We start from the raw sequence: 19,745 nt of genomic DNA on the forward strand, positions 1-19,745 counted from the left end.
ATTTTAGGACGAGGCAATGTCTGAAAACAAAAAAGCCCCAGGTAAAACCAGGGGCTTTTTCTATTCAAAGCTTTTATTAATTTCTGCTTTTCAAGTTTGGATGTGGAGCAGGTACGCTGTTTGGACCTTCTTCAGTAGTACCTTGTAGGTCTACAGATCCGGCTTTACCTTCCTGAGCATACACGAATAATAATCTGCTTTCAGCAATACCTTGCTTTTCAACCAGGTACTTGATAACCGCGTTTACTCTTTCCCAGCTTTGTTGCTGAGCAGCTTTGCTTGTAGCACCGTATCCGATAACTTTTACATTACAAGTTGGGTTAGCTTTCAATTGAGCTGCAGCTGCACCTAGAACTACCATTGCATCTTTGCTTAACTTAGTAGTAGTTCCTTTGAACTGTACGCTTGGTAAAGCACCGATTGAACAAGAAGCTTTTTGAGCTTGCATGCTGCTAACCATCTCTCTGATTTCCTTGCAACAAGCGTTCTCAGGACAAGTTCCGATACCATCATTGTTTACAGGGAAACATTTTTGAGAAGTCAACAATTCCTTATCTCTGTAATCAGGAACTCCATCACCATCTGTATCCTTAGATACACCATGAGAATCAACTGGAGCACCTGCTGGAGTATTTGGTTCCATATCAAACTGATCAGTTACACCATCTTTATCTGCATCAGGTAATACCACTTTAGGCATTTTCATGTGCTGAGGAGCATTTAACTCGCTATAGATAAAGTTGTTTGGATTGATCCAGTAAAGAGGCTGAACTTTCTTGCTGTTATCGCCAATGTTGATATTAACTCTGGCAGTAGTCATGCTGAAATAATCGTTGTTCTCGTTTCTAACATCTTTCCATGTATCAAGATAATCGTATCCTTTAAGTGTAAAGATGAATTTCTGCTCGATACCGATGTTTACTTTCTCGCTTACTTTAAATGCAGCACCCAAACCAATATTTGCAGCATGCATTAAAGCCCAAGATTTTCTATTGTTTACAGTAGCTCCGAATGCAGTTGAAATTAAACCATCCTGAGTATAGGCCTGACCTGGACGCTGACCGTAAAAGATATTGTATCCGCCAGGTTGGTTACCAGGAGCACCCTGGTATTGTGCTTTGGAGCCTAAAAAGCTATAACCAGCCAATACATACAAGTTTGTTTTTGGATTACCTCTGTAATAGCTAGGAGTATTCAAAGACGCAATCAAATCAAAACCCAAAGCCCACATAGAGTTCTTGTAAGCAGTCTGTCCAACAGCTACTCCGTAAGCATTTGGTGTTCCAGAAGTAGACGCTCCGGTTAAAGAACCTCTGAAAGATAAAACGTGTCCAAGAGCTTTTCTCAATGAAACGCCATATCCAAGACCTGTTTTACCTTTAATATCACCCACTAACCAAGTTGGTCCTAGGTTAAAACCCAATTCCCACTGGCTTCTTGGTTTTGCAGGATAAGGATACTGGTTATTCATAAATTCATTGTGCTGGGGCAGATCCTTAACTGCAATTTTGGAAGTGTCTTTCCAATCCCAACCCCAATTTGTCTGTGCGCTAGCTGCGAACTGTGCGAACACAAATAATGCAACTAAAAAAAGGAGCTTCTTGCTTGCCATAATCGATATTTGATTTAAAATTTAATTATAATCGCTGTAAAAGTACTTAATTTTTGATATAAATACTTTTAAATACTATCTGGGGGGATAATTGATAGTTATGACTGCGAATATAGTATAAACGCTGCATTTTACCTATTATTTTGTCATTTTACTGGGTATATTGCAGAATAATTATAACATGAACTTAGCAAAAAAGGTGATTTCGGCTGAATTGGCTCAATTTGAAGTCCATTTTAGAGAGGCCGTGAAGAGCAGAGTGGCGTTGTTAGATCGGATTATGCAATACATAGTAAAGCGAAAAGGGAAGCAACTTCGCCCGATGTTTGTATTGTTAAGTGCACGCTTGGGGGGTGAAATAAACGATAGTACTTATCGGGCTGCATCCCTGGTTGAACTTTTGCATACAGCCACATTGGTTCACGATGATGTAGTGGACGAATCCATGGAGAGAAGAGGCTATTTTTCTATCAATGCCCTTTGGAAAAACAAAATTGCCGTACTGGTTGGGGATTATCTTCTATCAAAGGGATTATTACTTTCATTAAACAACAAAGATCACGAGGTTTTGCGCATTCTCTCCGAAGCGGTAAAACTAATGAGTGAGGGAGAACTGCTGCAGATAGAAAAATCAAGAAATCTGAACCTGAGCGAATCCATTTATTACGATATCATAAACGGAAAGACAGCATCCCTGCTGGCTTCTGCCTGTTCTGCAGGTGCGTCCACTACTTTTGAAGACGCTGAAACTGTTGAAAAAATGAGGTTGTTCGGAGAAAAAGTGGGTATGGCATTTCAAATAAAGGACGATTTATTCGATTACAGCAGCCAGAATATTGGAAAGCCAACAGGTAATGATATCAAAGAGAAAAAATTAACCTTACCGTTGATATATGTCTTAAATAATTGTTCTTCTGAAATCAGGAAGAAAATTATTTATATCATAAAAAACCAGAATACACAAAAGGATAAAGTAGCTTTTGTAATTAGTCAGGTAGAAGAATTAGGAGGCATTGCTTACGCAACACAGAAAATGTTTACCTACAGAGATGAAGCATTGGAAATTTTGTACCAGTTTCCACCTTCTGAAGTAAGGGATGCGTTAGAGGAGTTGGTACGTTACACTACTGATAGGGCTTATTAATGCAGAAAAGATGGAAAATATTAGCTCAGAACGAAGAAGCAACCCGTTCCTTACAAGCCGCTATTAAAATCAGTTCAACTCTTTGTTCCATATTAATACAAAGGGGTATAACCAATTTTGAATCAGCGAAAGAATTCTTCAGACCTGAACTTTCACACTTACACAGTCCATGGTTAATGAAAGACATGGACAAAGCAGTAGACAGAATCATCAAAGCCATTCATCAGAAAGAAAAAATAATGATTTATGGCGATTATGATGTGGATGGAACTACCTCTGTAGCTTCTATGTTTCAGTTTATACAATCATTGCACAATAATGTGGAGTTTTATATCCCTCACCGATATAAGGAGGGATATGGAATTTCAAAAATTGGAATTGATTATGCAAAAGAACAGGGACACAGTTTAATTATCTCGCTTGACTGTGGAATTAAATCAGCTGATTTAATAGCATATGCTTCCTCGCTAGGCATTGATTTTATAGTATGTGATCACCATTTACCCGATGAAATCATACCCAAGGCTGTTGCCATTTTAAATCCCAAACAAAAAGATTGTGCATATCCTTACAAAGAACTCTGTGGTTGTGGGGTGGGATTTAAACTAATGACTGCACTAAGTGAAAAACTGAACCTTCCATCCGATCAATACCTGCAGTACCTGGATTTGGTATCGATTGCTATTGCTGCTGATATTGTACCCGTAACTGGCGAAAACAGAACGCTTGCCTATTGGGGATTACAAAAAGTAAACAGCAATCCATCCATAGGAATCAAAGCATTGATGGAGCTGGCCAACGCAAAATCTCCTATGAGTTTAACCAACCTAGTTTTTGTTATAGCCCCCAGGGTAAATGCGGCTGGCAGAATGGACGATGCAAAAAAAGCGGTTCAGTTGTTTATAGAAAAAGATAAAACTCAAGCAACTGCGTTGGCACAACTATTACACAGCGACAATACAGACAGAAGAGAAGCAGATGCATCTATTACTGTAGACGCAATGGAAATGTTGAAAGCAGACCCGCTAAATGAGCAGAGAAAAACAACGGTTTTGTACAATGAAAATTGGCATAAAGGTGTGGTAGGAATCGTTGCCAGCAGATTAATTGAAACCTATTACCGGCCAACCATCATCCTCACACGCAGCGGGGAATATGCAGCAGGAAGTGCAAGAAGTGTTGCAGGTTTTAATTTGTATGAGGCAGTTCATGCCTGCAGAAAATACCTGTTAGGATATGGCGGACATTTTGCAGCAGCAGGAATGACACTCGCTATTGATCAGATTGAAAATTTTAAAAATGCTTTTGAAGAAGTGGTTGCCAGCAGTATTACACCGGAACAACTCATACCGGAGATCGTTATTAATGCAGAGATTCAGTTTGTTGATATTACAGAGAAGTTTTACAATATTATCAAACAAATGGAACCCTTTGGACCCGATAATATGAAACCTGTATTCATTGCAAGAAATGTAAAAGATGCAGGCTTTTCCAAAGTGGTAAAAGACCTGCATCTTCGTGTTGTAGTGAAACAAGGTGATAAAATTTTATCCGGAATTGGTTTCAATCTGGGCGAAAAAATAATACACCTTCAGAACAATCAATCAGTTGATCTGGTATTTACCATTGACGAAAATGAATGGCAGGGCAATACCAGCTTGCAACTCAAAGTTATTGACCTCCTCCCTGCATCATCTGTACAGAGCGATTAATAAAGTTCGTCAGTTCTGCTCCCTTCAGTAATCCCTGAGACAACAAAGCCAGATCTGCAAGGTTTCTCACCTGATTGCTCTTAACGGCTTCATTGGATTCTTTCAGGATGGTCTGAAAAACAGGATGATTGCCGTTCACAGTTAAAGTAACTTCATCAGGCATCTGTGCATAGAAAGCAGTCATACCACCACCTGCAGCACCCATATCTTTCATACGGCGCATAAACTCAGGACGGGTAGCAATCACCGGAGGTGTATCTGTACTTAATCCTTTTACTTCTGTAGTTACATGTAATTCGGGAATCTGAAGCGTGAACAAATTCTTTAACTGTTCAGTTTCATCCTTCGACAATACAGACTCATTACTTTCCTGTTTGTCAATCAGATTGTCAACTATATCCGCATCCACTCTTACGAAACTGATATTCTCCCATTTCATTTCCATGGTATTCAGAAATGCGGCATCTACCAGGGTTTCCATTTTTACCACTTCATAACCCTTTGCCTTACATGCCTGTACATAAGCATCCTGTTGAACGGGGTTAGTAGTATAAAGAACGATATGCTTACCCTCTTTGTTTTTCTGCGTAGCTTCTGTAGCTGTTTTGTATTCATCCAACGTGAAGAACTTACCATCTACATTCTCCATTACCAGAAACTTGTTGGCCTTCTCCAGGAACTTGTCGTCGGTCATCATACCGTATTTCACAAACAGACCCAGACTCTCCCATTTCTGTTCAAACTCTGCGCGTTCATTTCTGAAAATTTCTTCCAGTTTGTCTGCCACTTTCTTGGTGATATGTGCATTGATTTTTCTAACATTCGGATCTCCCTGTAAGTAGCTTCTGCTTACGTTCAGCGGAATATCCGGGCTGTCAATCACACCATGCAGCAACATTAAGAATTCAGGTACAATGTCTTTTACTTCATCGGTAACAAATACCTGGTTGCAATACAACTGAATTTTGTCCTTCTGAATTTCGTAGCTCTGCTTGATTTTAGGGAAATATAAAACACCGGTAAGATTGAATGGATAATCCACATTCAGGTGAATCCAGAACAATGGTGTTTCACCAAAGGGATACAATTCACGATAAAATTTCTCGTAATCTTCTTTGGTTAATTCACTGGGCTTCTTAACCCAAATTGGATTCGTATTGTTAATTGACTTCTCTTCTGTTTTCTCGTCTTCTTTTTTTACTTCCGCATTTTGATCTTTGAAATATATAGGAATAGGAAGGAATTTGCAGAATTTCTCAAGGATACCTTTTAATTTATAAGCATCCAAAAACTCTGCACTCTCTTCATTAACGTGTAAAATAATGCGGGTACCTCTTTGTTTTTTTTCAACTTCGTACAATTCAAATTCAGGGCTACCATCGCAACTCCAGTAAACAGTAGCAGCATCATCCTGATAACTCTGTGTAATTACTTCCACTTTGGAAGCCACCATGAATGCGCTGTAAAAACCCAATCCGAAATGTCCTATGATATTGGCATCCTTGTATTTGGTCAAAAACTCTTCTGCTCCACTGAAAGCCACCTGATTCAGGTATTTGTCAACTTCTTCTTTGGTCATACCCACCCCACGGTCTTCGATGGTGATGGTTTTTTCTTTTGCATCCAATACAACATCAATGCGCAAATCCCCTAATTCTCCTTTTGCCTCTCCAATGGAAGAAAGTGTCTTGATTTTCTGGGTAGCATCGGTAGCGTTACTTACCAGTTCTCTTAGGAAGATTTCGTGATCACTATAAAGAAATTTTTTAATAATCGGGAAGATGTTTTCCGTCTGTACGCGTATCTGTCCTTTTTGCATATCAATGTTTTTTCCATGAGTTAGCAAAGAAAGTACCAATCAGAGAACCGCTGACAGGATGTCAAATAATGGCATTTCCTGCTTTTAAAAAGGAAAATTTTGACAGATTTTTTCTATTTCAGAACGGGAATATAAAAGCAGGCACCGGTAAGACCGTATTTCCCATAGTGCACTTCTTTAACTGGCGTGTAGTCTGACCAGATATTCCAATTGACTTCAATGTCGGTATAGCCCTGTTGCTTCAGAAATTGGATTATCTGGGCTTTAATAGCTTCGGTGCCCTCTGTGGGCCTGTTGTAAGTAACAAACTGGATGGTAGTTTTTTTATAGGGGAACTGGCGCATAAACTCTTCCAGTTCTTCCCGGGTAATCATCACCGATGAGAAATCATTTTTGGGTGGCGTCGGGTTTTTAGGTTCAGCTTTTACTGTAGTCCGCTCCGACTTTGTATCCGTTCTTACTGATTTTTCATATCTGGATTCCTGGTAAGCAGGAATATTATTTACCGGTTCTGAATAATTGTATGGGTTAGCAGGTCTGCGATTGTTCGTAGGGGGTATACTGCCGTTATAGGTCTGCTGAATTGTTTGTTCATCCCAATATTGTATGGTTGATTTAGGCCTGATATTATCGTCCACTCTCCTCTCCGTTTTTTTTCGGGGCGCTTCCACACTTTCCATATTTTCGGAGGGATAAGACTCTCTGATACGACGGGCAGGCTTAGGTTCTGCAGGTCTAGGCTCCATGGCTTTGGCTAACGTTGACTTTTCTACGGAGGACTCAACCACAGCGGGTTTGGCTACTTTTGATCTTACGGCCACAGGCTCAACTGTAGCTGGTTTTGTTTCAATTGGTTCTGCTTTTACTGTAGCTGACTCAATAGTTAAAGAATCAATTAAAGGAACAACTGCTTGTGTAGTGGAGTCATTATTATTAGATGAATCAGCTACCGGAGCAATATTTAGGCGGGATTCCATCAACCTGCGTTGCTCTTCGTACCAGGCCTGAGCGGACTCATCTACTACCTGTTCTTCTTTAACGAGTGGGACAATTTTTTCTTTCTGTTGGATCCACCAGAATGCAGCATACCCTATGCCGGCCATGATAAATAGCGCCAGCATGAGCAGGAGGAATCTTGGATTTTTTTTGTCTTGCGTTTCCTCTCCCGTTAAATCGGTTGCGGTTAACATAGTACTAAGTTAACAAAAATCCTTATACAACAAGGGTTTCAGCTTATAAATGCCTTATTGAGCAGTAATTTTAACATCATCTACCCAGAAGTTGGTATTTCGCTTCCCTGTTAAACTACCCAAATCGGACCCTGTATAACGAAATCCAATAAAAACCTGCCCCTTATAACCATGTAAAGAAATATTACCCGATTTAACCCAGCTTGCACCAATTCCATTGCTTGCCCCATTGGCTATATTGGCTTTTAAAGGCTGCCATTTTGCTTTCCAGGGTTGTCCCCTCCCATCGTAATTGGCAGACAACAATACTTCAAGGGAAGCGCCATTGTCAAAAGCGTCCCTGGTTAAAAATCCGAGTTGTTCATGGGTACTATTGTTAAGTTGAACAGGAGGTAAGATGAGCCAGCTACTAATAACTGATTCCTGTGACCCCAGTGCTGTAACTGAAGCGAATGAATTTTGCTGAAAACGCTGAATCTGAAAATCCTGTTTTGCCAGCTCGGGTATATTTTGCCAAAGCGGAATATTTAGGGTAGATGAAACGGGATACTGTTCAAAATCTTCGTAAAACAAAGTATATCCGATATTGTTACTGCATCTACTGTTTGTAAAATGTACATCACTGGTATCACGAATCATCAGTTGACGCTGCGAACCAAATTCAGAATATATCCCAGTAACACTGCCACTCCCATTAGGGGATTTTTGTTTTGCAAATTTGGCGAAGCCACTGGTTCTTAAATACACGGTTCCTCCGGAACAAAATTTAAGCGACAAACTATGGGTTACTTTGTTCACCCAATCCCCGAAAAAGGCTGCAGTATCATTTTCAGCAAACTGAATTTGATTCAGTTTTACCAATCTGCTGTGCAGCGAATCATGCAACTGATCATATCCTACTTCTATAGGCTCAGGCATTTTCTGTAATCCCACTGAAACAATATGCTTCTGAAATAAGGATGAAGGCAATGGAAGTATAGCCGGGAACTGCGGATCGGACCTGTCTATTCCCCCACCCAGCTGCAACATACCGCCATACTCTCCCATCCACAATCCATTCAATTTAACAACAACCGCCATCCCAATTGGATACAGCGCAGACAAACTAAAACCATCCAGTTTAAGGGTGATGGCTGCAGTACTATCCTGGATAACGATGGACTTATAAAAATTATCGGTTGCATCGTTAGCCGTAACAATTCCGCGGATTACTTCATTGTTTACAAACTGCTCGGCATTCCCCGCAATATGCGTATTGTAAATACTTTTGATAGAGGCATTCACTTGTTCAGCAGCTAATGCTGAAGTGGGAGGCATTTCTCTGCTTCTGGTGCATGCACCGCAGCAAACAAACAAAAAGAAAAACAGCTGATTCAATTTCTGAACATACCCTTGTTTCATAATTTCCATTTTAAACTCAAAGAATAGAGCGATCCCTGACGGTAATAATATTTATTGGGAAAACGATTCAAATCCTGCCCTGATAAATCCATTCTCAATTGTTCAAATCCGCCAGTAATAAAAGTCTGATTTAAACAATTGCTTATACCAAGAAAACATTGCAATGTGTAGGTCTTTCCCTTGCTGTTTCTGAAGAGTCGGAAGCTATACCCTACTGCCAGATCAACACTATGTATTGAAGGAAGCGCAGATGGATTTGTCCAGCGTTCAACATCAGAAGTATTCAGGTTGCCATTGATGGTTGAGGGAGAGCGCCGCAAGGGATTCATCGACAAAAATTGTGGCCCAAGAAAAGACCCACTGATATTTAAAAATAAATTTCCATTCAACCGATAGGATAAACCGTTATAAAAAGCCAAGGTTGGCATTCCAGGAACAGGATAACCCTTAATATAGAGCTCCCCTCTTTCGGTTTCAAAAGCAGCATTGTCGGGAAGTATGCTATACACAGGGCGATGATTGTAATAAAATTTTCCAAGACTAAATGCCGAGCTGATAGTAAATCCCCCACGTAATTCGAGGGCTGCACTTAATTCAACACCCAATGAACTGGTTCCGATATCAGACAAAGAATAGTTCACCAGGTTGCGATATCCATCATGATAGAAACTCATAACATCCATACTATTAGCAGTCCGATGATAGTAACCATTGAACTGTACTTTAAGCGTAGGTGCATTTAAAATATATCCGAGTTCTACCATAGAAAAACTTTCGCTTTCAATGGCCAAATTTTTTATTGAACTAGTTCTTGGAGAGAGATAGATATCGTTGGCAAGCGGCGGCTTGGAAGCCAGCATCCCATGAATGAAGGCATAATTTCTTCCATTAATTTTAAAAGTAGCACCTGCTTTCAATTGCCAGTTCTTAAACCAGTCCCTTTCTGATGGTCCATAGGAACGCATCGGAAACAACCCATTTCTATACAAGCCTTCCCGCTGGTACTGTGTTGAGCTGTATTCAACAGCGGTAAAAAAATCCCATTTAGGCAACTGATAAGCCAGTTGCAAAAGCCCCACCCATTGCTGTAAATGCATTTTAAAATTGTACCCCCAACGATCGCCCTCATGCAGCATTTGATCAGGATAATTCAGATCGTTTTGAATGGCAACTCCAGCATTGGGATCGTCTTCAGCAAATTGATTCCAGTTGAACGAATAAGCTGCCCCCATTAAATCATGGATACGTTTAAAATAATGATAGCGCTCCCACTTGTACTGAGACTGAAAAAGCAGTTTCAGGGAAGAACTATAATCAATTTGATAGCGGATGTTAAAAGCCAGTTTAGTGGACTGTTCAACTTTATCATCCATAAAATACCGGGCCCTTTTATCTGCTGTACTCTGTTGATTAGCCTGATACATGCTTTCCCAGTTCAATTGTAATTGCTCCGGATGGCTTTGCAAATGATGAATAATCTGATTTTGCAAAACAGAATCCTTATAAAAAGAAGGCAGGTAACGATAGTAATCTGGTCTGGGATCCGGAGCATTGTACCAATCCAACCCCCTGTTAAATTTCTCCCCGCTGCTAAACATCAGGGTGCTCACTCGTTTAATAATCGGGCTTATCTGAAAGGTCTGTGATACAATTGCAATCGGCTGATGCTGAAACTGCCAGTTGGCTTGTTTTAAATTACCCTGATACCAGCCCCATCCAGGCTGATACAATTTCTTACCAGTTAATTCTAACAGCTCTTCAGCAACTGCAGCAGTTCTTGTATTCATCTGCCGGTTACCCAACAAAATCAAAGACCAGTTTTGATTTTTAAACGTTTTATCAATGGCAAGAAAATAGGAAACCCCTTCGAAAAAATTGGCCGGATACAGTCCGCCCTTCCCCGATTTATAAGAAAAAGAATGCGCAATTGTCCACCCATTTTTTGTGGTATTCCAAACTTTGGTAAAGGCAATACGATTATGATAATTTCGATTGGAAATATTGTGCGTTACGGTTGTCTGCGGGAATAATTTTGCTGCATTCAGCTGCATAAAAACAGCATTTCCCGCAGCGCCAAACTGATATTCATTATTTCGCAAGCCCGCAAACAATTGCTGGTTACCCGTTACTTCATTGAGTCCTCCCCAGCTTGCCCAGGGTATACTACCATCTGACAATTGGCTGATATTGATATCCTGTACGTATTGCAAAAAATGCCGGTTGGAAAGCCCTTTGGGTTTAAATCTCCGCACGCTGAAACTAAACCCGGTTAATGCACTGAATAAATCTTTCCCGGACTGAAGTAAAGAAGGTACAACAACAGGTAAAGTTTCACCCACTTCTTCTTCAAAATCCTGCACATACTGATCTTTAAAATATTTCCAGCCCTCTTTATCTAGTGAACTATCTACCCATTGATTCTTTTTTACAAAAGTGTTTACAGGAGGTATCATCTGGGCCTTTACTTCAGGCCGCACAAATACATGAATACCTGCACAAAAATACAGGGAAGCCAATAACCCTTTCCGCATTTTGGAATAGTTGCGGAATTACAAACATTTTAAAACTAATGCGTTTATCCGATACAAGAAACCCTTTTAAAAAATTTGAGCGAACTACCTGAAAAAAACAGTTGTAATCCCCCCATAAAAAGCGTATTAATACGGTTCTCAAATGATTTGTTTTATTACAAATTGTTGGATGAAATGGATTAATATAATTGTTGTTTTCTTACTCTTATTCGATCAAACCAAAAAGCCTGTAGAGAAGGCTGTCATTGGGTTTTACAATCTTGAAAATTTATACGACACGATTGACAATATACTGGTAAACGACGATGAATTTATTCCTACAGGAGCTAAAAATTATTCAGGGAGCATTTACCAGAACAAACTATTTAAACTGGCTTATGTACTCAATCAACTGGGCACGGAAGACCATCCGCGGGGGGCTGCCATAATCGGGGTTGCAGAACTGGAAAACGATACGGTACTGAATCACCTGGTAAATCATTTTATGCTGCGCAACAAACAATTTCATTTTATTCATTTTGATTCCAGGGATGCCAGGGGGATTGATGTTGGCTTATTATACCAGCCAGATTTTTTCCATCCCTACACCGCTCAATCCTTACAGGTGAATTTGCCCGGAAGCAGCAAGGACGCTTATTACACACGCGACATTCTATATGTGAAAGGACAATTGAGCGGAGAGACTATTCATATTTATGTAAATCACTGGCCCAGCAGAAGAGGTGGTGAAGAAAGAAGTGCACCGGCAAGAGCAGCTGCTGCCAATACCTGCAGACAACATATGGATTCAATTCGTTTTCATGACCCATTAGCCAAAATTATTGTTATGGGTGATCTGAATGATAACCCGACTGACCCTAGTATACTGAATGTATTGGGTGCAACCGGCAATCAAAAACTTGCCAATAACCAGGTTTTATATAACCCTTGGATTGCTTTTTATCAAAAGGGTTTCGGGACCCTTGCCAACAGAGATGTATGGGGTCTGTTCGACCAGATATTAGTTTCAAAACCATGGTTAGTTCCAGAAGATAGCTCAAGCAAAAAATGGGAATATGTAAAAGCCGTCATTTTTCAACAACCTTATATGTTAGAAAATACGGGCAAGTACAAAGGTTATCCCATGCGCACCTGGGATGGGAACCAATACAGAGGTGGTTTCAGTGATCACTTTCCAACCTATATTGTTATTCGAAGAAGATGATGAACAGGTAAATACGTATTTATTCGTATTGATTATCCAGAAATAGTACATGAGTTTTGAATCATTAAAATGAAACTCATGAAAAGAATTATGCTATTGCTGATTTTTGGCATTGCCTGCTCTGTTATACAGGCACAGGAAGTCAATTTGAAAAATTTTGAAAAAGCTTATATCGCACAGGATTATAAAAATCCATTTAAAAGAGCCAAGAAGATTTGTTTTTTAGGTGTAAACCTGGGCATCAGAACACAATCATTTACTTCAAAAAACCAGAAAGGGACCAATACATTACATACTTATTTAGGAAACTTAACTATGGATGTAGGATATGAACTGGCGGACTTGTTCAGAAAAAAACTGGAAGACAAATTCGCAGAACTGGGATATACGATAGTAGATCCAAATTCACTAACAGAAAACGACTTGTACAAAAAACTGATGGAGAATACAACCAAAAAACAAGATGAGGAATTTTTCTCAAAAGATTTCGGAGTTGCTATCAGAACCTTCCCTTCCGGCAAACGCCCGGTGTTTAAATTCCCCAAATTCAATGGTGGAGCACACGCCAGACTGGCCAATCAAGAAGACATGATTGTGGTGAATATTTCTCCGGTATTGGAACCCTATTTTATAAACTGGGACAGAAAGTATAAATACACAACTGAATACACCGACAATTTTGACTTTGATCCTATCATGAGATTCACTACTTATGCCAATCCTTTCTGGTATGATGTACCTAATCAGATTGCGGGTCCGGATTACGGCTTCATTAATTTCGAAATCTTTGTTGGAAAAGATGCCGACAAACTTATCTATTCCAAAACCAACGATTACATCACTGACTTAACCAATGGAATCATGATTGATGGTAAGTTAAAACAAAATGCCATCAGTAGACTTACCTATTCTTATGGTATCAATATGGACGTTCCCAAATTCAAGGAAGCTGCCAGCGTTGCATTGGATGCTTATGTAGCTCATTTGGCTGCCTATGCAGCTGATAAAAGAAATTAAGTCATTGGTTTACAATATATATTAATATTTAACATTTGATGATTGATTAAATGAGTAACTTATAACCTCATTTAATCAATCATTTATGTTTAGAGTCTTCCGATTATTTGCACTGCTTCTTTTTACCCAAGCAGTAGTTGCGCAAAATTTTACGTACCAGCCGCAAAATCCACAGCCTGGTCAAAGCGTACGATTTACCTACAATGCAAAAGGCACTGACTTGCCGGGTAAAACTGAACCGAAGTTGGCCATTTTCCATTTTAACTTTCTGGACAATAAAAACGGTGTGATAGAAATAAAACCTATCGTCGGAAAAAATGGACTGTATACAGGCTCTTTTGTGGTACCGAAAACTGCCAAAGCACTGGCATTTATGGTGAAAGAAGGTTCTGTCTTTGAGAGCAACAAAAAAAAGGGGTATATCATCTCTATTAAAGATAAAACGGGCAAGCCTGTATTGGGTGCCAAACATGCACTGGCCAGTGTGTACAGTGGATTGGGAGAATACTACCTGGGTATAGAACCCAACCCTGACAAAGCCAGTGCGTTAATTAATGAGGAATGGAAATCATTTCCTAAAAATCGTTATGCTTTGTACAATCAATACCTGAGTGTCAATTATCAAGCAAACCGCAAATTACTCGATAGCAGCTTCGAGCAAATAGCCAAAGAAATTCGCAATCATCCTTTAGCGAAAGAAGAAGATTATTCCTTTTTATCCATGTATGCCAATGCGCTAAAGAAAGGGGAACTGGGAAAAGAAATAACCAATCAGATGAAATTGAAATTTCCCAATGGAAGCTGGAAAGGAAGAGATGCCATTGCTGCCTTAAATACCTTAGAAGATCTTGACAAAAGAAAGGAAGCACTTGATAAAATTGTAGCTGAGTATCCTGCTAAAGATGACAGAAGCAAGAATCAATACAGTTGGGCCTATCAATCAATAGTACAAAGTTATATAAAGAGTGCAAAGGTTTTCAACATGGAAAAGTTTCTGCAGTATTGCTCTCCACTGTCGAAGGAAGATAAATTATCTCTATTCAATAATACAGCCTGGGATTGGGCTTATAAAAAAGATACGTTGATTGCGGAAGCCGCTCAACTTTCCAGAGAAGCCACCATGTGGGCAGAAAACGAAATAAAAAACCCAACAAAGCCCAAACCTGAATTTTATACAAATGATCTATGGCTGGAAAGCAGAAAATCTACTTTCGGTATGTATGCGGATACATACGCTTATATTTTATTTAAACAGAAAGACTATACAACCGCGTTGAAGTATGCCAAGGAAGGCTGTGAAGCCAATAACTGGGCTAACAACGAATACAATGACCGTTATGCGGAAATTGCTGAAAAAGTTCTCAGCAATTCACAATTAGTTGCTGAGCTTGGTGTTTTTGTAGAAAAAAATACAGCCGGTACAAAAACAAAAGAGGTTTTAAAGAATGCCCTGACAAAAGAACTGGGCTCTGAAACTGCAGCCAATGAAAAAATGCAACTATTGGGTAAAGCAGCTTCCCTTAAAGCCAAAGAAGAAATAATAAAGAAAATGATTGACCAGCCCTCCGTTGATTTCAAACTGAAAAACCTGGAAGGCAAGGAAGTTCAACTGGCTAGTTTAAAAGGTAAAGTGGTAGTACTGGATTTCTGGGCTACCTGGTGCGGACCCTGTATTGCCTCTTTCCCAGGCATGCAAAAAGCGCTGGATAAATACAAAGACGACCCGAATGTAGCATTCTTATTCATTGATACCTGGGAAAGCCAGGAAACCATGGAAGAGCGCACCAAAGAAGTCTCGTCCTTTATTGCCAAAAACAAATACAGTTTCAATGTATTATATGACGAAAAAGATACATCTGATGCCTATAAAGTGGTTTCCGCCTATAAAGTAGACGGAATTCCTACCAAGTTCGTTCTGGACAAAACAGGCAAAATCAGGTTTAAAAGCGTGGGCGGAGACTCCAATATCGACAAATTAGTGTCTGAATTGAGCACGATGATTGAATTGGCAGGCCGTTAATTTGGTTAAAAAGGTTATTCTTCCTACTTTTGCAGCCCCAAATCTGTATTTGGCAGATTTTCCTGCTTGCAGGAATCCACTGGGAAAAAACCAATTTTTAACCAAAAAAATTCAAGTAATGAACAATTACGAATTGATGGTGATTTTCACTCCGGTTCTTTCTGAAGACGAATTTAAGTCTGCTCAGAAGAAATTCCAGGACATTATCACTGAACTGGGCGGTGCTACCGTTCACAGCAATCCTTGGGGTTTAAAGTCTTTGGCTTACCCAATTCAAAAGAAAACCACAGGTATCTACTGGGTTTTAGAATTCACTCTTCCTGCTGAAGGAGTAGAGAAGTTGAAGATTCAACTTTTACGTGACGAGCAAGTTATGCGTCACATGGTTACCCGTCTCGATAAATACGCCGTCGAGTACAATTATACCAAGAGAAATGGCGGATTTCCTAAAATTGAAAAAACCGAAGCATAATCATGGCAAAGAATGAAATCAAATACCTTACCGCGATTAAGCAGGAGAAGCCAAAGAAGAAATTCTGTCGTTTCAAGAAGTACGGTATTAAGTATGTAGACTATAAAGATGTTGAGTTCTTAAAGAAGTTCATCAACGAACAGGGTAAATTATTGCCTCGTCGTTTATCTGGTAACTCTTTAAAGTATCAGCGTAAAGTAACTGACGCCGTTAAGAAAGCACGTCAGATGTCTTTATTGCCTTATGTTACTGACTTATTAAAATAGAAATATTAGTTAACCATCCCTAATCGCATAGCAATATGCGAGACAGTCAAATCAACTATCATTGATTGGGCGCTGGGACTAAATCAAAACAAGATGCAAGTAATCTTAATTCAGGACGTAGACAATTTAGGTGGTAAAAACGAACTAGTTACCGTTAAGAACGGTTACGCTCGTAACTACTTAATTCCTCAAAAGTTTGCAGTTGAAGCAAGCCCTTCTAATTTGAAGCAATTAGAAGAAAAGTTAAAGGTAAAAGCTAAGAAAGAAGCTGCTATGCTGGCTGAAATCAACAAAGTAGTAGAAGTATTAAAATCTTCTCCTGTTAAAGTTGGTGCTAAGACCGGAACAAGTGGTAAAATCTTCGGTGCTGTTACTTCTTTACAAATTGCACGTGCTATCCGTGACCAGAAAGGTTATGAAATTGACCGCAAGCGTATCAACATCGTTGATGAAGTGAAAGAGTTGGGTAGCTACAAAGCAACCATCGACTTCGGTAACGGAAACAACACTGAAATTGACTTTGAAGTAGTAGAAGGATAATCTTTCTAATACCCAAAAAATAGAACGGCCCGATTCTCATCGGGCCGTTTTGCTTTTACCCCCCGATAAAAGCAAGTTTCTTTATAAAGTGCCCGGTCTGATGGGCGGAAGCTCGTTGGTTTTCTGATTTTGATCTAAAGTATCTTCAGGTACCCTTTTTCCAGTAGCATTGATATAAAACCACTCTGAGCCTTTTTTTACTAATGCTTTTTCTTTGTAGAGTGATCCGGCAAAATCATAAATAAAAGGAACGACCACTTTGCCTGTTTTATCAATAAAACCCCACTTCCCGGCCTTGGAAACATTCATTACGCCTCCGGAAAAATAAGGAAACAAGAACCCCCCAAATCCTTTCGGCCGGCCCTTGATGATAATAGAGTCGTATTTAAACTCATCATATGCTGCCAGGCTAACCATTGTTTTTTTAGTCTGATCAAAAATGAATTTTTTAGTTTTTCCTTCCCCCCCACTATTTCATTTTGATTAATTATTAAAACATTTTTATCATTGGTTATTTCCACCATGGATTGCTTTACTGGAACTAATTCTGCACCATTTGAAGTCAATACCCCCCATTTGCGATTTTCAACAGCATCAAAGCCCTCAAATAAATCATCCCATTCATCTTCTTCATCTTTCTCAGCATCTGCCGATTTTATCTCGTCATACCCCCCGGGATCATTTCCTTCAGCAACTATATAGTTTTTAGCCTGATTAGAAATAGATGAATACTTAAAGGGAATAATTTCTTTGCCATTTTTATCTATTACTCCCCATACAATTCTGTTCGTCTCACCCACTTTAGGGGCAGAAGCAATGTATTGCTGATTGGTGTCAAGGGAATTTATAGAATGATATTTAGGCATAATGACCCATTTGCCCGTAAGGTCCATGATTCCAACTTTTCCTCCATCCCCGGCTTTTGCCTTAGTAATCAATCTTCCGTCTTTTAGCTTAACAGGAAATCGATACCTCACTTTTTCTATTTCAGCTTTATCATCTACTGTTCCCGGTAATATTTTAGGCAAGCCATTTAAATCAACCAGTCCCCAGCCTTTGCTATTCTTTATATAGACATGCCCTTCCGATACATGATCAAGGTAACTGTAAATAAAGGGCAATACCGTTTTACCGCTTTGATTAATTAACCCCCAAAATCCAGACTCTGATTTACAGGAAAAATAAACTTCCCCATTTGATTTGCTGGCTTTAATCGCTTTCATGATAGGCGGAATAATCACTTTGCCTTCCAGATCGTACACACCAAACAAATTACCATAGTCAGATTCTGCAATAAAAAATTTTTCAGAAATGTATCCATTTCTATAAACCGGATCCACCAAACGAAATCCATCTTTATCTTTTAACCCATATCCAGATTTGTAAAGTCCAAAGTTTACTGAATATACTTCTGTTTGTTTAGATTGGGTAGGAACAGGCCGAGCAGCAACGGGCAAACTGGTTAATGGTTTGTATCCAGGCTGGATTTTCCCTTGACTGTAAGCCTGTCCAGTCCATTGGTGAACCTGAAGTTGTTCAAAAGCAACTTTCATCTCACTATTTGCAAACAAGCCTACATTAGGTGTAAACTTGGCAAGGCTAATCTGTTGTGATACAACCGCAACATCGTTTACAAAGAACTGGTAAGTGTTTCCGGTTTTTTCAACATATATTTCATTGGTCGCATTTAAACCTGTTTTAATTAATGAAGACTTAACCCATCCTTTTGTAACATTAGTAGCAATGCCGGCTTTCCCGTAATTGACCATATAGTATCCTGAACTGGAAATCCCGAACATGATATAATTATTTCCATTTTCGGCATTCAAAACCATACCATATCCATAATCCTGCAAACCAGCGAGCTGTGTTAAACTTGCTTTATAACCAATGCTAGTACTGCTGCTTAATCCAACACTAAATGTAACCCATTTGGTTACCCCCTTTTTCTTATTATGAACCTGATAAACATACTTGCCGTTTTGTAACCCATAGTCTGTTGAATCTGTGTTCATTCTGTTATTAAATTGGGTAAGCCCAAATCTATCGTCGTCAAAAGTGTAATTCACCACTTCCAATTTCTGCGCCTTTGCTACCATAGAAATCGTAACCAGAATGCCAAAAAAAATCTCTTTCATTTTATTAATATGAAAGGCCAAAGTAGTTAGTTCGGGATATCCCGACAATACCGCTTTTGCGGTATTTTTTGCCTATTTTGATATAGAATTGTCATTTTTTTGGAAAAATGCTGCTAATTCAGTAAAAACCCTATCTTTAACTGTCCAAATGCGGAAGCTCCAGGTCTCAGAACGTTTTCACGTAAATGTTTCAGGGTTTTTGGTTACTGTTTTTGCTTTGGTTTTTTGATCACTTAATTTCTAAAAAATGAACATTTACGTTGGAAATCTTAACTGGAACATGTCTAGTGAAGACCTTCAGAATCTGTTTGCTCCCTACGGTGAAGTAAGCAGTGCCAAAATCGTTACCGACAAATTTAACAACGACCGCAGCAAAGGCTTTGGTTTCGTTGAAATGGCTGATGATGATGCTGCCCGTGCAGCTATCGCAGCATTACACGATACTGAGGTAATGGATCGCAAAATTGTTGTGAACGAATCAACACCGCGCCCAGAAGGCGAAAGAGGCGGATTTAAAAAGAAGCCTTATGGTGGCGGCGGCGGTAATCGCGGCGGCTTTGGTGGTGGCAATCGCGGCGGCGGTGGATACGGTGGCGGTAATCGCGATCGTGGAAACGGCGGTGGCGGATACAACAGATATTAATCTAACAATCCTACGGATTTATAAAACTCGTTCTGA

The 19,745-nt window shown here is 39.5% G+C and carries 16 protein-coding genes; 9 read left to right on the plus strand and 7 right to left on the minus strand.

Annotated elements, in window-relative coordinates; translation table 11 throughout:
• Positions 1-76 precede the first annotated feature (76 nt).
• The gene (locus F777_RS0112750) at positions 77-1,612 is read right to left on the minus strand and encodes an OmpA family protein (protein WP_026752380.1); all 1,536 of its coding nucleotides are present in this window, start codon (positions 1,610-1,612) and stop codon (positions 77-79) included.
• 181 nt (positions 1,613-1,793) lie between these two features.
• Here F777_RS0112750 and F777_RS0112755 point away from each other — a divergent pair, with 181 nt between their 5' ends.
• Positions 1,794-2,756, plus strand: a complete 963-nt coding sequence (locus F777_RS0112755; protein ID WP_026752381.1) for a polyprenyl synthetase family protein — start codon at positions 1,794-1,796, stop codon at positions 2,754-2,756.
• A complete protein-coding gene (recJ, locus tag F777_RS0112760) occupies positions 2,756-4,468 on the plus strand; it encodes a single-stranded-DNA-specific exonuclease RecJ (protein WP_026752382.1) in 1,713 nt (570 codons plus the stop codon). The genes F777_RS0112755 and recJ overlap by 1 nt, the downstream gene beginning before the upstream one ends.
• Here recJ and htpG read toward each other — a convergent pair.
• The 4 genes from htpG to F777_RS0112780 form a co-directional block, all read right to left on the minus strand.
• Positions 4,428-6,287: a molecular chaperone HtpG gene (htpG, locus tag F777_RS0112765; RefSeq protein ID WP_026752383.1), complete on the minus strand. Its 1,860-nt coding sequence runs from the start codon at positions 6,285-6,287 to the stop codon at positions 4,428-4,430. The two genes, recJ and htpG, sit on opposite strands and share 41 nt — an antisense overlap.
• 113 nt (positions 6,288-6,400) lie before the next feature.
• Positions 6,401-7,477: a hypothetical protein gene (locus tag F777_RS0112770; protein WP_026752384.1), complete on the minus strand. Its 1,077-nt coding sequence runs from the start codon at positions 7,475-7,477 to the stop codon at positions 6,401-6,403.
• Positions 7,478-7,531: 54 nt separating this feature from the next.
• A complete protein-coding gene (locus tag F777_RS0112775) occupies positions 7,532-8,878 on the minus strand; it encodes a DUF5689 domain-containing protein (RefSeq protein ID WP_152530921.1) in 1,347 nt (448 codons plus the stop codon).
• Positions 8,875-11,409 (minus strand): TonB-dependent receptor, encoded by a 2,535-nt coding sequence (locus F777_RS0112780; RefSeq protein WP_026752386.1) that lies wholly within the window; start codon positions 11,407-11,409, stop codon positions 8,875-8,877. The genes F777_RS0112775 and F777_RS0112780 overlap by 4 nt, the downstream gene beginning before the upstream one ends.
• Positions 11,410-11,578: 169 nt before the next feature.
• Between F777_RS0112780 and F777_RS0112785 the strand changes: the two genes are divergently transcribed.
• The 6 genes from F777_RS0112785 (at position 11,579) to rplI (ending at position 16,928) form a co-directional block, all read left to right on the plus strand.
• Positions 11,579-12,613 carry an endonuclease/exonuclease/phosphatase family protein gene (locus F777_RS0112785; protein ID WP_026752387.1) on the plus strand — a complete coding sequence of 345 codons (1,035 nt, stop codon included), beginning with the start codon at positions 11,579-11,581 and terminating at the stop codon, positions 12,611-12,613.
• A gap of 78 nt (positions 12,614-12,691) precedes the next feature.
• On the plus strand, positions 12,692-13,630 hold the full coding sequence (locus F777_RS0112790) for a hypothetical protein (protein WP_026752388.1): 939 nt from the start codon (positions 12,692-12,694) through the stop codon (positions 13,628-13,630).
• Positions 13,631-13,715: 85 nt separating this feature from the next.
• Complete coding sequence (locus F777_RS0112795) at positions 13,716-15,650, plus strand: TlpA family protein disulfide reductase (protein ID WP_026752389.1); 1,935 nt, start codon at positions 13,716-13,718, stop codon at positions 15,648-15,650.
• A gap of 49 nt (positions 15,651-15,699) precedes the next feature.
• Positions 15,700-16,122, plus strand: a complete 423-nt coding sequence (gene rpsF, locus F777_RS0112800; RefSeq protein WP_235785953.1) for a 30S ribosomal protein S6 — start codon at positions 15,700-15,702, stop codon at positions 16,120-16,122.
• A 2-nt stretch (positions 16,123-16,124) separates the two neighbouring features.
• Positions 16,125-16,388 (plus strand): 30S ribosomal protein S18, encoded by a 264-nt coding sequence (gene rpsR, locus F777_RS0112805; protein WP_026752391.1) that lies wholly within the window; start codon positions 16,125-16,127, stop codon positions 16,386-16,388.
• A 93-nt stretch (positions 16,389-16,481) separates the two neighbouring features.
• Positions 16,482-16,928 carry a 50S ribosomal protein L9 gene (rplI, locus tag F777_RS0112810; protein WP_026752392.1) on the plus strand — a complete coding sequence of 149 codons (447 nt, stop codon included), beginning with the start codon at positions 16,482-16,484 and terminating at the stop codon, positions 16,926-16,928.
• 81 nt (positions 16,929-17,009) lie between these two features.
• On the opposite strand, the gene F777_RS0112815 is transcribed toward rplI, so the two are convergent.
• A complete protein-coding gene (locus F777_RS0112815; protein ID WP_026752393.1) occupies positions 17,010-17,237 on the minus strand; it encodes a WG repeat-containing protein in 228 nt (75 codons plus the stop codon).
• On the minus strand, positions 17,237-19,066 hold the full coding sequence (locus F777_RS0112820) for a WG repeat-containing protein (protein ID WP_026752394.1): 1,830 nt from the start codon (positions 19,064-19,066) through the stop codon (positions 17,237-17,239). The genes F777_RS0112815 and F777_RS0112820 overlap by 1 nt, the downstream gene beginning before the upstream one ends.
• 247 nt (positions 19,067-19,313) lie before the next feature.
• Between F777_RS0112820 and F777_RS0112825 the strand changes: the two genes are divergently transcribed.
• Positions 19,314-19,709 (plus strand): RNA recognition motif domain-containing protein, encoded by a 396-nt coding sequence (locus F777_RS0112825; protein WP_026752395.1) that lies wholly within the window; start codon positions 19,314-19,316, stop codon positions 19,707-19,709.
• Positions 19,710-19,745 lie beyond the last annotated feature (36 nt).

It is taken from the genome of Sediminibacterium sp. C3 (assembly GCF_000508085.1).
Taxonomy (GTDB): Bacteria; Bacteroidota; Bacteroidia; order Chitinophagales; family Chitinophagaceae; genus Sediminibacterium.